Raw genomic sequence first — 14,613 nt, 5'->3', positions numbered from 1 at the left:
TCAGGATTTCACTGGCGTCTTGCGCGCGCTTTCGGGGCCATGCGGATGGTCTGCATGCGGATAGACCGCATGGTGATGATCGTGGTCGTGATGGTGGTGGTGTGTATGATCATGGTCGTGATCGTGGTGATGGTGATGGTGATCATGCGCCGCCTCTAACCGACACATCCCAGTGCAAAAGCTATCGCACATCCGACAATCAGCCACGTTTGAACCGGGCGCATTGGCGCCTTGGCCTTCGACGTGGTGGTGATGACTTTCTTGGACGGCGCCGACCTCGGCCTCAAAGCCAAGCACTTGGGTCCGGTATTTGCACAAAACGCAAGTAGGGGGGGGCACCGCACCAAACGCAGGGTGACTGCGGTCTTCGACAGAGATCGCGTGGTTCTTGCCGTCTTCAAGCGCAAGCACCTGACTGCGATAGCCACAAATTCCGCAATTGGGCGGCGGCGTGTCGCTGTTTTGTTCCATAATGCGTTCGGCAAAGGTCTCGAGCACCTTTGGGTGATCCCCTAAATAGCCAGCTTTGATGAAATCAATACCCGGATTTTGGGCGGCGACCTGATCAGTGAAACCGTAAATCCGGTCGATCAAAATACCTGAGAACAAGAAATAGGGGAACACAATGACACGTTTGTAAGGCAACATCGCAACATGTGTCAGGCAAGGTTCAACCAGCGGGAAGGTGACACCGGAATAGCCGACTTCGCACCAGCCAAAGCCCATGCCTTCTTGCAGCATGCGCGCGACTTTGGACACGTTGCCGTTGGCGTCGGGGTCAGAGGCCCCACGCCCGATCACCACCAAGCAGGTTTCGGTCAGCGGTAGCGCGCCGTGATCGGTATTGGCTTGATCGACGGCCTCTTGGATGCGGCCAGCGGCGGCGGCAATCATTTTGGGATCGACCCCCAATTCGCGGCCATAGCTGACCTTGACGCCATGTTTCGTCGCATAGGTATTGAGAACAGTGGGGATATCGTTCTTCGCGTGCATCGCCGCAAATAGCATCCCCGGCACCGCCAAAATTTGTTCGCAGCCTGCCTCACGCAGCCGGTCCAACCCGTCGCGGATCACAGGGTTCGCAAATTCCAAATAGCCATAGTCTGTCAACCAATCGTCAGGCAGATAGGCCGGCAATTTTTCAGCGAGCGTCGCAAATTCATCAACGGCGGATTGGCTGCGCGACCCGTGGCCGCAAATCATAACCCCGGTTTTCATGCAGCTTCGCCTTCGGGCTCTTCTTCACCCTCGTCGACGTTTTCTTTTTCTTTCTTGCCCTTTGCGGCACCCAAAAGTGCCGCCAAACCAGCCAACCCAATCGCGATGCCTGCGGCCCAATGATCGTGGCCAGCGGCTTCGGCCCAATGGCCGGGATGAGCCGTCGCGGCAGAGCCGGTCATGACTAGGATTGAGGTTAGCAATAGGCGCATCTGATCTCTCCGTTGTGGGTTCATGACCAGAGGTCCCGCAAAAATGCAGGATGTGACGACGCGGTGCTTTGGTCCCCTTTTTGGGTCGACCGCCGCGCCTCCAACCGTTCTGGCCCTGAAAGGGCTTCGTCTAGCGAGTCGTATAAGGTGCGCGCGCGGTCTGAGCAATCAGATAAGCGGCGCTTAGACGCCTGTCCGCGGCGTCACGCAAACTCTGCCGTATCCGCGGCGACCGCATCTTGCATTTCCCGTAAAAAATCTGGATCGGCCGCGTGCACCCGGTTCCATGTCGGAATAAACGGCGTTTCATGCGGGTTTTCTAAGAAAAACTGCCCTGCACGCATGATATTTTCGGCGAATAGCTCAATTGACCGTTCTTCGGCATGGCGGTCAATCGTCAACCCGTTCATTTCAGCATCGTTATAATAGGCTTCAAGCAGATCAAGCGCGCTGCGATAGTATGTCGCTTTAAGCGTACGGAACACATTGGCGGTAAAGACTGTGCCATCTGCCGCCAGTTTGCGGAAAATGGCTTTGCAAATATCAATCGACATCCGGTTCAACCCGGCGGCGGCATCTTCGGGGCTAAGATCTTGGTGCTTGTGGTCATAAGCATCGGCGATTTCGACCTGACACACGGCTTTCGGCGCTAGGTTTCGCCACGCCTCTGACAAGACCCCGATTTCCAGCCCCCAATCAGACGGGATGCGCAAATCCGGTAAGATATTCGTGCGCATTGCAAATTCGCCCGACAGCGGATAGCGGAAGCTACGCAGGTAATCGATATAATCACGGTCCCCGATCACCCGCTTCAGCGCGATCAACAAAGGACTGACCAAAAGCCGAGTCACCCGACCGTTCAATTTGTCATTGCCGATCCGGGCGTAATATCCTTTGGCCACCTGATAAGGGAACGTGGGGTTCGCGACCGGGTACACCAACCGCGCAAGCATGTCGTTGGTATAGGTCAAAATATCGCAGTCGTGGATCGCCATTACTGCACTATCCTGACACCCAATCAAATAACCCAACGAGGCCCAAACGTTCTTGCCTTTGCCCTGTTCGGTCGGCGCAAGGCCCAAATCGGCGAGCCGCGTTTCAAGCGCTTTCATGCGCGGGCTGTCGTTCCAAATCACCACGTGATTTTGGTTCAGTCCTTCAAAGAATTTCTTTGCATGGCGAAACTGGTCTTCGGTCGCGCGGTCTAGACCGATGATGATGCGGTGCAGATAGGTGACCTTTGACAGTTCCTCTAAGATGTTTGGCATCGCGTCGGTTTCAAGCTCGGAATAGAGGCAGGGCAAAATCAAAGACATCTTGCGCGTCTGCGCAAATGTTTCGAGCGCATGGGTCATATCCGCATTGGAGCGTGTCCGCAGGTTGTGCAGCGTTGCGATGTTTCCGTTTTGATGAAAATCAACCATGCGGGAGTTCTCTTTCTTAGTCTAAGTTAAGCCGTTGAAGAAGGGTCAGCACAGCGGCGTTCCAACCTTCGGGGCCAGGCTGCGTTGTGCGGATGATGTGGGGTGATGGCTCGCCGGGCAATGGCGGCAACGGCGCGCGCGACGGGTTGGCGATCACAACGCCATATTCGGCGGCACCCAGCATTTCGATATCATTGGGTGCGTCGCCCAGTGCGATTGTATGCTGCGGTCTATAGGTGTCTATAATCTGCGCCATGCCGTCGGCCTTTGTCGCGCCGAATGACAGGGTTAAGAAACGGCCACCTTCGCGGGCGAAAACACCGTGATCTGCGAGCGCGGTGACAAATGCGGTGCGGCTTTCGCTATCACCAGACCAAAGGCCCGGTTCCGAATAGGCGCGCGATTTTGCGTCCGCGGCCCCGGCAGGGCTCAGCCCCGTGATCTGCGCAATACGCGCGGCATCCATATCGCCGAACCCTTCGAATGGGCTGCGCAATTGGGCGGGGAGCGTGTTCAGGATATCGCGCAGACGTGCGTAGTCATCGGCGGTGCGGTCCATTCCCAACAAGCCTGCGCCATTTTCAACAATTGCTGGCGTCCCAATAATATCCAAATCGGATTGAATTTTTGCAATCTCAACCGCCGTCTTACTGCTTGATAGAATTAGCGGCGCATTAACCCGGCAAAGCGCGGCCAATGCTGGTGTAGCCGCAGACCATGCATAGGTATCATGATCCAACAATGTCCCGTCGAGATCGGAAAAAACGACCAGTGAAGTAGCTGCCTTCATGCGTTTAGCTTCATCGTTGCAGCGCCGGGATGCAACCCCACGCAGGAAGATATTTTGCAGATGCAGCATTTGACCTGTGCAGCTACGCACGCATCCTGCGCCCAAAGCGGGATAGGTTTGCGCGCAGACTTCGGCTACCAACGCTGCACGTAAAGATAAGGACGGAACAATGGGCCAATTGGTTGACGGCGTTTGGCAAGACACTTGGTATGATACCAAAACATCGGGCGGCGCATTTGTGCGCTCAACCACGGCGTTTCGCAATTGGATCACACCCGACGGCAGCGCTGGCCCATCTGGGTCTGAAGGGTTCACTGCGCAAAGCGGGCGCTATCATCTGTATGTTTCTCATGCTTGCCCTTGGGCGCACCGCACAATGATCTTTCGCGCGATCAAAGGGTTGAGCGACCATATATCCGTGTCAGTCGTACATCCCGATATGCTGTCAGATGGTTGGACCTTCGCAAGCGATTTCGACGGGGCAACAGGCGACACCTTGTTCGATTTGCCCTTCGCCCGCGACATTTACCTGAAGGCGGACCCAACCATTTCAGGGCGCGTCACCGTTCCGATCTTGTGGGACAAGCAACGCGGTACAATCGTGTCGAACGAATCCGAAGAAATCATCCGCATGTTCAACAGTGCCTTTGACGGCATTACCGGCAACACGGATGATTATTGGCCTAGCGACCTGCGCGATGCCATCCAACAGGTGAATGCCCGAATCTATAACACTGTGAATAACGGAGTATATAAAGCCGGGTTTGCGACCACCCAGTCTGCCTATGATGCAGCGGTTGGGCCGCTTTTCGACAGTTTAGAGTGGTTGGAGCAACGCCTTTCAACGCAGCGCTATCTGATGGGGGATCGTCTCACAGAGGCCGATTGGCGGCTGTGGACGACACTTATTCGTTTTGACGCGGTTTACCATTTGCACTTCAAATGTAACCGCAAGCGTATCATCGACTACCCAAATCTGATGGGATTCACTCGCGAATTATTTCAATGGGACGGTGTCGCAGCGACCGTCAATATGGACCACATCGTACGGCATTATCATTATAGCCACGACACGATTAACCCTAGCCGCATTATCCCGATCAACCCTGTGATCGACTTTAATGCGCCGCATTTTCGGGGCTAGGCTGGCCATAATGTTCAACAATCGCGGCAAGGTCAGTGGGCGATGTCGTACTTTCGATAAACGCACGCGCGTTCGGGCTATGGTTAAAGATCGAGCCATCCGAAAAGAACGAGGTATTGGTCACGAAGACGACATTTGCCTTTGGCTGGCGGTAGCTCGCGACATCTGCAACGGCCAACGCGCCGCCCTCTTGCAACACGAGATCAAGCACGATCACATCGAACACTTGGTCTTCTAACGCGGAAATCGCAAGTTCTCCTGTTTGCACTAATGTTACCTGCGCGCGCAAACGCTCAAGATGCTGTTTCCACAGCCTCCCTAAATTGATATCACTTTGCGCTATGAGGACGTGCATGAAGTCTCCGGTCGTCAATTAATCTAATTTTTATAGCGCATTCAAATTAAGTTTGAATCTCGCTGGACGAGAAGTCGTCTGAATTCCCTAACGAATGGTTAACGGCCATTGAGAACCTATACCAAAAGACAGTCATTTTTACAAAACCTTGTGCTGCAAGCGAATTTCCGCTTGAAGTGCAGTCAGCAACAAACGGGCAATATGAATGACAACTTGGATCACAATCTGCGACACCTGTAAGCGCGAAGGCTGGGACGCCAGTGCACAAGAACATACCGACGGCGAACTGCTTGCGACATTGGTCGAAGCGACAGCAACAGGGCTAACTGACGTAAAAACCCGCCGGGTTTCGTGTTTGATGGGATGCAAGCGCGGGTGCAACATCGCGATCCAGGCAAACGGAAAGTTGAATTACACCCTTGGCGAATTCGAGCCTAACGCTGAAGCGGCCTCCGGGATTGTCGCCTACGCGCTATCGCATAGCGCAAGCGAAACCGGACAAGTACCTTACCGCGACTGGCCGCAATCCATCAAAGGGCATTTTGTGACCCGTCACCCACCGCTTCCGGATACAGAATGAACGAAAAACGCGACCACGGCGGGGGCATTGATGCAGCGATCGCGACCTATGGCGGGACGCGTGCCGAATGGCTTGACCTGTCAACCGGGATAAATCCCGTGCCCTATCCGCTACCGCAGCTTCCAGATGACGCTTGGACTGCATTGCCGGATCAGGCCGCGTTTGCGCGGCTGTATGCCCTTGCGCGCAGCTATTGGAACATCCCAAAGAATGCCGCGATGATCGGCGCGACAGGCGCATCGGCGATTATTGCAGCCCTGCCCCACGCGCTTAGCGGTCAGAACGTACATATCCCCGGCCCCACCTACAACGAACACGGCGCGGCATTTCAAGCCGCTGGTTGGACGATGGATCCGCCGCATGACGCGATGGTCGCGGTGCATCCGAACAATCCCGATGGCCACGAATGGCCCGAAACCGACTTGAACGCCCCCATCACAATCATCGACGAAAGCTTCGGTGATGTCGCGCCCGGCAAAACGCTCGTCCATCTGGCAACCCGCCCCGGCACTGTCGTGCTAAAAAGCTTTGGCAAGTTTTGGGGCCTAGCTGGATTGCGGCTAGGCTTTGCGATTGGGGACCCGGCGATTATTGCGAAACTGACCGATCTCTTGGGTCCTTGGCAAATATCTGGCCCTGCATTGGCCATTGGTGCCGAAGCACTGGCAGACCCTGCTTGGGCAGATGAAACGCGCACACGGCTTGCAGGGGATGCAGATCGGCTTGATCACTTACTGACCGGAAACGGCGCAGAGATTTTAGGTGGCACCACGCTGTTTCGGCTCTACAAAGTCAAAGACGCCAGCGCCGCGCAACATCAGCTTGCGCAGCATCATGTCTGGTCACGCACATTCCCCTATGCGCCCGATTGGCTGCGCCTTGGGTTACCTGCACCCAATCGCTGGGCGCAATTGGAAGCCGCGTTTTGATCCTTGTTGGCGGCATGATCCTGGACGTCATTTTGGGCGAACCACGCGTGATTTGGTCACGCGTCACGCACCCCGCAATCGTGATGGGCCAGATGATTGGTTGGTGTGACAAGACGTTTAATGCGGGCGACAACCGCCGCGCTAAAGGCGCCATCGTCATGGCCGTTCTTTGTATTGCCGCCTATCTTTTTGGAAAAGGGATCGCGGCGGTTCCAACCGCGATCCTTGACGTGCTGATCATCGCCGCGCTTTTGGCGCAAAAATCACTGGTCCAACATGTACGCGCAGTGGCCGACGCGCTTCGGCTTTCCGTCGGTGATGGGCGCATGGCTGTCGCAATGATTGTCGGGCGCGACACGGCGCAAATGGATCAAAGTGCCGTTGCGCGATCCGCGATTGAAAGCGCATCCGAAAACTTGTCAGACGGGGTCATCGCGCCCGCCTTTTGGTTCGCAGTTGGCGGGTTACCCGGCCTGTTGATCTACAAAATCACCAATACAGCGGATAGTATGATCGGCTACCGCACCCCGCGCCATGCTGACTTTGGCTGGGCTGCGGCCCGGTTTGACGATTTGTTAAACCTCATCCCCGCGCGGCTTACAGCCCTGATGATCTGGGCCGTCACCAGCCGACCGCGCGCGCACGCAATTGTTCAAGAAGCACCCCGGCACCGATCCCCCAACGCCGGTTGGCCAGAAGCCGCGATGGCGCATGGATTGGACATCGCGCTAAGCGGGCCGCGCAGCTATGAGGGGCAGATGCACAATTTCCCATATGTAAACCGCGACGGGGCACATGATCTAACACCCCGCGACATTGACCGCGCGATTACTGTACTGTGGAAAACATGGGGGCTTGCGCTCTTGTGCGCGACAATAACAACGATATTCTAACGCCGTAGGGTGGATCTTGATCCACCCCGTTTCTCGGGACCACCACAGATGCCAGACCGCAAACCCAAAATTTCCGATCGCCATAAACAGCTGTTACGGCGTGTGCTGCTTGGGCTCATCGTGATCGCGGTTGTTGGCATTTTGATCTTTGGTGTACGCGCTGCAAATTCGTCACGCGCTTGGCACAATGCGCCACCCGAAGACATCGCTGGCTGGATGACCCCGCGCTATGTCGTCATGTCACAACATGTGCCACGCCATGTGATCGAAGACGTCATCGCCTTGGACGGTGACGTGGCACGACACAAAATCACCCTTGAAGATATCGCGCTTAACCAAGGCTTAGATACCGCCCAGCTGATCGCCCTACTCGACGCTGCGATCCAAGATTTCAAGGACAGCCAAGGTGACTGATTTCTTCTTTGGGCTCGTGGCGACTTGGGGGCTCGTAGTCATTGGAGCATCGGCCTATTTTTCATGCCTCGCGGTTCCCGTACCAACCTTTGCAGTGATGTTGTCAGGCGGGGCCTTTGCGGCGGCGGGGGATTTGGTCTTATGGCAGGTTTTGGCGGTCGCCTATATCGCGGCTATCTGCGGCGATCAGACTGGTTTTCAACTGGGACGGCTCGGCGGTCGTTGGCTTGATGCGCGCCTGGCCTCACGACCAAACCGGGCTGCGCTTTTTGCGCGCGCGCAACAAATCGTTGACCGCTGGGGCAGTATCGGTGTTTTCTTCAGCACTTGGGCCGCAGCGCCACTTGGGCCGTGGGTCAATTTTGCCGCGGGGGCTGCACGGTTCAACCCATGGAAATTTCTCATCTGGGACACGCTCGGTGAGGCAATCTGGGTCACCGGATATGTCATGTTGGGCTACTACTTTGCGACAAACCTTGATGCATTGACCACTTTAGTTAACGATTGGGCATGGTTACTCACCGCGATAAGCCTTGTGCTCGCGGCAAGTTTCTTCCTATTGCGCCAATCCAAACAAGGATAGCGTTGCACCTCTTGCGCGCGCTGCTAACCTGCACGCAACACATAGGAGAACCAAGAATGCGCCTCGCAATTGCCCTGTCCCTCATGACCAGCACCGTCACCGCCCAAACCTGCGGCGGCCCTGTCGATGCCTTTATCGCCGACATAAAATCTGAAGCCATCGCCAACGGCGTCACCGCCGCCAATGCGGACAGCTTTTTCCAAGGGGCGCAGATCGAACAATCTGTTCTGAACGCGGATCGGTCTCAGGGTGTATTTCAAAAAGACTTCGTCAGTTTTTCACGTTCATTGATCTCACAAAACCGGATCGACAACGGCCGCGCCAATTCCGACCGATACGACGCCACATTCACCGAAATTGAATCGCGCTTTGGCGTCCCACGCGGCGTGCTTTTGGCGTTTTGGGCCTTTGAGACTGATTACGGTCAAGTTCAAGGGAACTTCAACACCCGCAACGCTTTGCTGACGCTCGCTCATGATTGCCGGCGCCCAGAACTGTTCCGCCCGCAACTGCTTGCCGCGCTTGAACTGTACCAACGTGGCGGGATGGATCCGGCCAACACCACCGGCGCATGGGCTGGTGAAATTGGGCAGGTGCAAATGCTGCCCCTCGATATCATTGAACGCGGCATGGACGGCGACGGTGACGGGGTGGTGACGCTCAAAACCTCGGCGCCTGATGCGCTCATGTCTGGCGCAAACGTGCTCTCGGCGCTTGGCTGGCGCGCAAATGAGCCGTGGCTGCAAGAAATCATCGTACCCGACGATCTTGATTGGTCGCTCACCGGTTTGAACCACAAATCACGGGTCAGCGACTGGGCTGCGGCCGGTATTACCGCGCGCGAGGGGACACTTGGTGCTTCAACGTTGCAAGCTTCGGTGCTTTTGCCGATGGGGCGCGACGGGCCCGCGTTCCTCGCCTATCCAAACTTTGATGTCTACTTTGAGTGGAACAAGAGCTTTGTCTATGTGACCACTGCAGCCTATTTCGCAACGCGGCTTTCAGGGGCTTCTGTTTATGACGTGGGCAACCCATCAAACCCATTGACGGGACCGCAAATGCAGCGCTTGCAAGAAAGACTATCCGCACGCGGCCACGATGTTGGCGGCATTGACGGAATCCTTGGCGCAATGACCCGCGCTGCGGTACAGTCAGAACAACAACGGCTTGGCCTCCCTGCGGACGCGTGGCCAACACTTGAGCTATTAAACCAACTCTAGGAAAACCCATGCGCCGATTTGTCAAATTCCTAACCCTGTTGATCATCATCGGGGTCGGGGCATTTTTGACCTTCGCGCCAGGGTACGTGGAAAAGGAGCGCAATGCGGTCACCGATCATGCGCCCTACCCGATTAGCGCGCGCGCCCAAGATCTTCACGACAGCCTGATCATCGGCGATTGGCATGCGGATAGCTTGCTGTGGAAACGCAGCTTGCTTGATCGTGCCGATCGCGGTCATGTCGATATCCCGCGTCTACTTGATGGGAATGTCACAATTCAAATGTTCACCGCTGTCACCAAAAGCCCGGCGGGCCAAAACATTCATTCCAATGAAACAGACGCGTTCGACAATATCACCCCGCTAGTCATCGGGCAGATGTGGCCGCCCCGTACATGGAACAGCCTGCTTGAACGGGCACTGTATCAGGCAGAACGTCTGCACCGCTATGCTGCGGCATCGGACGGACAACTCAGGGTCATCAAAACCCGCGCCGACCTTGATCAACTACTATTCGACCGCGCCAATGGACAACAGGTTGTCGGCGGTCTGTTGGGCATCGAAGGCGCGCATCCGCTGCTCGGCGATATCAACAACCTCGACAGGCTCGAGGCCGCCGGGCACCGCATGATCGCGTTGCAACACTTTTTTGATAACGCGCTTGGTGGGTCATTGCATGGGATTGGGAACCACGGGCTGACTGATTTTGGGCGACAGGTCGTCGCAGAAGTCGAAGCCGGCGATCTAATCCTAGACCTTGCGCATTCATCTCCGCAAGTTGTGCGCGACGTGATCGCAATGACCGATATGCCGCTGGTCGTCAGCCATACAGGTATCCATTCAGTCTGCGCAGTCAAACGCAACTATCCAGATGACCTCATGCAAGACATTGCCGCAACAGGTGGGGTGATCGCGATTGGATATTGGGCCAATGCCGTCTGCGACCCCAGCCCCGCAGGCATTGCCACAGCGATTACAGCGGCAATCGCCTTACTTGGCGAAGATCACGTATCCCTTGGATCTGATTTTGACGGCTCTGTTGCAACCGCGTTTGACGTCTCTGAGCTTGCTGTGCTGACCCAAGCTTTGATCGACGCTGGGCTTAGCGACGCACAAATTAGCAAAGTTATGGGCGGAAATATGGTGCGGATACTGCGTGAACGCTTACCCTAACGCAAATGGGATGGCGGGCGGGGCGCATTGCGCAGCAATAGCGCCGATTGTCATCAGGCAACCATCGCGGCGGCCTTCTTCAAATCAACGGACACCAGCTGCGACACACCCTGTTCGCCCATGGTGACGCCAAACAGCCGGTCCATCCGGCTCATGGTGACAGCGTGGTGCGTAATGATCAAAAACCGCGTATCCGTGCGGCGGCACATTTCATCCAGCAAATCACAAAACCGGGTCACGTTGGCATCGTCCAATGGGGCGTCAACCTCATCAAGCACACAAATCGGGGCCGGGTTCGCTAGAAACACCGCAAAAATCAACGCAAGCGCAGTCAGCGTTTGCTCGCCGCCGGACAACAGTGACAAAGTACTCAACTTCTTACCTGGCGGCTGGCACATGATCTCTAGCCCGGCTTCAAGCGGATCATCCGATTCCACCAGCACCAGCTTGGCCTCACCACCGCCGAACAAATGCGTAAACAGCAGCCCAAAGTTGTCGTTCACCTGTTCAAACGCCGTCAACAGCCTTTCGCGACCTTCTTTATTCAAACTCGCAATCCCAGACCGCAACGCCGCAATCGCCGCTTCAAGGTCCGCCTTTTCAGAGACCAATTCATCATGCTCAACTTGCACTTCTTTGGCGTCTTCTTCGGCACGTAAATTCACAGCCCCCAGACTATCGCGCTGGCGTTTCAACGCATTCACCTGCGCCTCGACCGCATCGGACGCGGGCATGTCTTCGACTGAAACTTCAAGGCTCTCAAGCAGCTTTTGGGGTGTGACGTCTTGCGCTTCCATGATCCGCTCGGCGGCATAAGCCACGGTTTCACGCGCCGCATCTGCCCGTGCCTCTGAGCGCGCGCGCGCTTCGCGGGCCTCAGACGCCAATCGCTCTGCATCGCGCTCAAGATGGCCCGCGTCTCGCAGGGCGGTATCCGCTGCCACCAGCTTATCCGCCGCCGCTTTGCGGCGCGTTTCAGCCTCGTCAATTGCATCGGCAAGTTCAGACCGCTTTGCGGCGATTTCTGCTGGTGCGGTTGTTGCTTCGGCAAGTTCGGCCTCGGATGTCGCCTTGCGTTCGGCCAATTCAGCGCTGCGTTTATTGGCGGTCTCCAGCCGATATTTCCAGCCGCTCACATCTTTGGTGATTTGCTGTGACCGTTTCAGACGTGCCTCGCCTTCGCGGCGCACCTCATCATGCGCCGAACGGTGCGACATCATCGTGATCCGCGCAGCTTCGACAGTCATTTTGACATCTTCGACCGCCCCGCGCGCATCATCCAAATTGCCCAGCGCCGCCGCCGCGGTTTCAGCTTCGGCCAGCGTTTTGCGCGCGTTCATCGCTTCTTCTTCATGCCGCGCAAGAGCAAGGCCAAGACTTTCCTGCTTGCCTTGGCTCAGGTTGCGGTCAGCCTCTGCACGGCTTGCAGCGCGGTTTGCATCGGCAACCAAACGGTCCGCATCGCGCCGCGCCGCGCGCGCGGTCTGATCAGCCTCGGTCTGTTTCTTCAACAGTGCGGTCAAGGTTTCATGCGCTTGCGCCGCGCCCATTGCCGTACCCGATGCTTCTTCCAGATCACGTTTCAAATCAGTGAGACGGTTCAATTGTTGCAACCGCAAAGCCGCCGCTGATGGCGCATCTTCGGCCCCTGCGCGGAACCCGTCCCAACGCCACAAGTCGCCTTCGACCGATACTAACCGCTGGCCGGGTTTGAGATCCGCCTGTAAACGCGGCCCATCTGCGGCATCAACCAGACCGACTTGCGCCATGCGACGTGCCAAGACTTCGGGAACACTGACATAGTTTGTCAGCGCACTGACCCCTTCGGGCAAAAGCTGCGGCACCGCATAGCTGGGCAAGAGCGCCCAACCAGATTTCGCCGCGGCGTCAATTTCTGGCGCGCGCAAATCATCCGCAAGCGCAGCACCAAGCGCCTTCTCGTAACCGCCCTGTACCTGCAAAAGATCCAGCACATGCCCGCCTTCGGCAGTGTCACGTTCTACCAGTTTTGCTAGCGCCCCAACCTCAGCACGCAGCGCGTTTGCTTCGCCTTCTGCCGCAGAGCGCATCGCGCGTGCTTCGCTTTCGCGGGTTTGGGTTGCAGCGCGGGCGGCTTCGGCCTCTGTTAGGGCGATGTCAGCCGCTTCAGCGGCGCGCACCGCGGTTTTTTCGGCGTCACCTGCCGCTGCGAAATCCGCCTCTGCCTTGATCAAAGCATCCGCCGCTTCTTGCATCGCAGCCTTTGCGCGCGCGGCTTCGGCTTCGTTCTTTTCCATCGTCGTGCGGTTATCTGCGACCAACCGTTGCGCCGACTGGTGCCGTGCCGCAAGCCGCGCGACATCTTCGGTCAATTGCGCCAAATCAGATTCGCGTTTTTCAAGTACATGTGCTGCATCGCTAGCCGCGGCTTGCGCCTCTTGCAGGCGCGCGTCATGGCCATCACCCGCCTTTGCGATTTCGCGCGCTTCCCATTCCAGCCGTTCAATGGTTTCGCCAGCGTCTTTGTTCAACCCGCCTTCGCGTTCCATGTCGCGGCCCAATTGATCAATCCGGGCGCGCAGTGTTTCGATCGTCTCAAGCGCGCGGTCTTCTTGCGCCTTAAGCGTGTCTCGTTGGACCTGTAAACGCTGCAACACAGCACCGGCGATGGCTTCTTCTTCGCGCAACGGCGGCAAGGCATCCTCGCAAGCGCCACGCGACTTGGCTGCTTCGCGGGCGGCTTTTTCAGCTTGGGCCGCCGCAGTTGTCCGTTCGCGCAATTGCGCGGATGCCGCCAGCATCGACTCATCCGCCTCTTTCCAACGGCGAAACAGCAGCATGCCTTCGGCGCGGCGCAAATTATCGCCAATTTCGCGGTACCGCGCAGCCTGTCGGGCCTGTCGGGCCAGTTGCCCCAATTGCGCCGCCAATTGTTCGATCACATCATCAACGCGGGTCAGGTTGGTTTCTGCCCCTTTCAACTTTAGCTCTGCCTCATGGCGGCGTTGATACAGGCCCGAAATTCCGGCAGCTTCCTCCAAAATCCGGCGGCGGGCCTTGGGCTTGGCGTTGATCAGTTCTGAAATCATACCCTGACGCACCAGCGCCGGGGAATGCGCCCCAGTGGAGGCGTCAGCAAAGAGCATCTGCACGTCGCGTGCCCGCACATCCTTTGCGCCCACCTTATAGGCAGAACCCGCGTCACGGGTGATCCGGCGGATAACTTCGAGCTGATCATTATCGTTAAACGACGCTGGCGCGAGCCGTTCGCCATTGTCGATGACCAAGGACACTTCGGCAAAATTACGGGCCGGTCGCGATGATGCCCCGGCAAAAATCACGTCTTCCATCCCTGCGCCGCGCATGGATTTCGCGCGGTTTTCGCCCATCACCCAGCGCAGCGCCTCAAGCAGGTTCGATTTGCCACAGCCGTTTGGCCCCACAACACCCGTCAAACCATCTGCGATGATCAAATCGGTGGGGTCTACAAAGCTTTTAAAGCCGTTCAGACGCAATTTACTAAAGCGCAAGGGGCAATCCCTGTGATTCCTTTATGTCAAAACCATGTGCGCCCAACACGCGACCTGTCAACGATGCAGACGCAGGATGTGCTAATAACTTGCGACTTATCCACAAGATATTGCGCCCACATAGGGGGCAACGCCGCCGAAGGCGCGCAACGACCGTGAAATGTCGCATT

Annotated in this window: 14 protein-coding genes; 8 read left to right on the top strand and 6 right to left on the bottom strand. The window is 56.7% G+C overall.

The window, feature by feature from the left end:
• From Yoon_RS13365 to Yoon_RS13350, 4 genes are all read right to left on the bottom strand, one after another.
• Positions 1-1,218, bottom strand: a complete 1,218-nt coding sequence (locus Yoon_RS13365; RefSeq protein ID WP_238112812.1) for a sirohydrochlorin chelatase — start codon at positions 1,216-1,218, stop codon at positions 1-3.
• Positions 1,215-1,430: a DUF6732 family protein gene (locus Yoon_RS13360; protein WP_238112811.1), complete on the bottom strand. Its 216-nt coding sequence runs from the start codon at positions 1,428-1,430 to the stop codon at positions 1,215-1,217. Before Yoon_RS13360 ends, Yoon_RS13365 begins: the two co-directional genes overlap by 4 nt.
• 203 nt (positions 1,431-1,633) lie before the next feature.
• Positions 1,634-2,854, bottom strand: a complete 1,221-nt coding sequence (locus Yoon_RS13355; RefSeq protein ID WP_238112810.1) for a glycosyl transferase — start codon at positions 2,852-2,854, stop codon at positions 1,634-1,636.
• Between the two features lie 16 nt (positions 2,855-2,870).
• Entirely contained in the window at positions 2,871-3,644 is a 774-nt protein-coding gene (locus tag Yoon_RS13350; RefSeq protein ID WP_238112809.1) for a mannosyl-3-phosphoglycerate phosphatase, read from the bottom strand.
• Positions 3,645-3,813: 169 nt separating this feature from the next.
• Here Yoon_RS13350 and Yoon_RS13345 point away from each other — a divergent pair, with 169 nt between their 5' ends.
• A complete protein-coding gene (locus tag Yoon_RS13345; protein ID WP_238112807.1) occupies positions 3,814-4,788 on the top strand; it encodes a glutathione S-transferase family protein in 975 nt (324 codons plus the stop codon).
• On the opposite strand, the gene Yoon_RS13340 is transcribed toward Yoon_RS13345, so the two are convergent.
• Positions 4,763-5,056 (bottom strand): hypothetical protein, encoded by a 294-nt coding sequence (locus Yoon_RS13340; protein ID WP_370642175.1) that lies wholly within the window; start codon positions 5,054-5,056, stop codon positions 4,763-4,765. The genes Yoon_RS13345 and Yoon_RS13340 overlap by 26 nt on opposite strands.
• 292 nt (positions 5,057-5,348) lie before the next feature.
• Between Yoon_RS13340 and Yoon_RS13335 the strand changes: the two genes are divergently transcribed.
• Genes Yoon_RS13335 through Yoon_RS13305 form a run of 7 tightly spaced genes read left to right on the top strand, consistent with a single transcriptional unit; the run spans position 5,349 to position 10,934 of the window.
• Positions 5,349-5,723: a DUF1636 domain-containing protein gene (locus tag Yoon_RS13335; RefSeq protein WP_238112803.1), complete on the top strand. Its 375-nt coding sequence runs from the start codon at positions 5,349-5,351 to the stop codon at positions 5,721-5,723.
• Positions 5,720-6,652, top strand: a complete 933-nt coding sequence (locus Yoon_RS13330; protein ID WP_238112801.1) for a threonine-phosphate decarboxylase — start codon at positions 5,720-5,722, stop codon at positions 6,650-6,652. The genes Yoon_RS13335 and Yoon_RS13330 overlap by 4 nt, the downstream gene beginning before the upstream one ends.
• Positions 6,653-6,666: 14 nt before the next feature.
• Entirely contained in the window at positions 6,667-7,545 is an 879-nt protein-coding gene (gene cbiB / locus Yoon_RS13325; RefSeq protein ID WP_238112800.1) for an adenosylcobinamide-phosphate synthase CbiB, read from the top strand.
• A 48-nt stretch (positions 7,546-7,593) separates the two neighbouring features.
• Positions 7,594-7,959, top strand: coding sequence for a hypothetical protein (locus tag Yoon_RS13320; RefSeq protein ID WP_238112799.1), 366 nt, complete (start codon positions 7,594-7,596; stop codon positions 7,957-7,959).
• Positions 7,952-8,542: a DedA family protein gene (locus Yoon_RS13315; RefSeq protein ID WP_238112798.1), complete on the top strand. Its 591-nt coding sequence runs from the start codon at positions 7,952-7,954 to the stop codon at positions 8,540-8,542. The genes Yoon_RS13320 and Yoon_RS13315 overlap by 8 nt, the downstream gene beginning before the upstream one ends.
• Positions 8,543-8,598: 56 nt before the next feature.
• Positions 8,599-9,762, top strand: coding sequence for a lytic murein transglycosylase (locus tag Yoon_RS13310; RefSeq protein ID WP_238112797.1), 1,164 nt, complete (start codon positions 8,599-8,601; stop codon positions 9,760-9,762).
• 8 nt (positions 9,763-9,770) lie between these two features.
• Complete coding sequence (locus Yoon_RS13305) at positions 9,771-10,934, top strand: dipeptidase (RefSeq protein ID WP_238112796.1); 1,164 nt, start codon at positions 9,771-9,773, stop codon at positions 10,932-10,934.
• 53 nt (positions 10,935-10,987) lie between these two features.
• Here Yoon_RS13305 and smc read toward each other — a convergent pair whose 3' ends face one another.
• Positions 10,988-14,443 (bottom strand): chromosome segregation protein SMC, encoded by a 3,456-nt coding sequence (gene smc, locus Yoon_RS13300; protein ID WP_238112795.1) that lies wholly within the window; start codon positions 14,441-14,443, stop codon positions 10,988-10,990.
• Between the last annotated feature and the right edge of the window lie 170 nt (positions 14,444-14,613).

The organism is Yoonia sp. I 8.24 (assembly GCF_022096995.1).
Classification (GTDB): domain Bacteria; phylum Pseudomonadota; class Alphaproteobacteria; order Rhodobacterales; family Rhodobacteraceae; genus Yoonia.
This window is presented reverse-complemented; position numbering and strand designations above follow the sequence as displayed.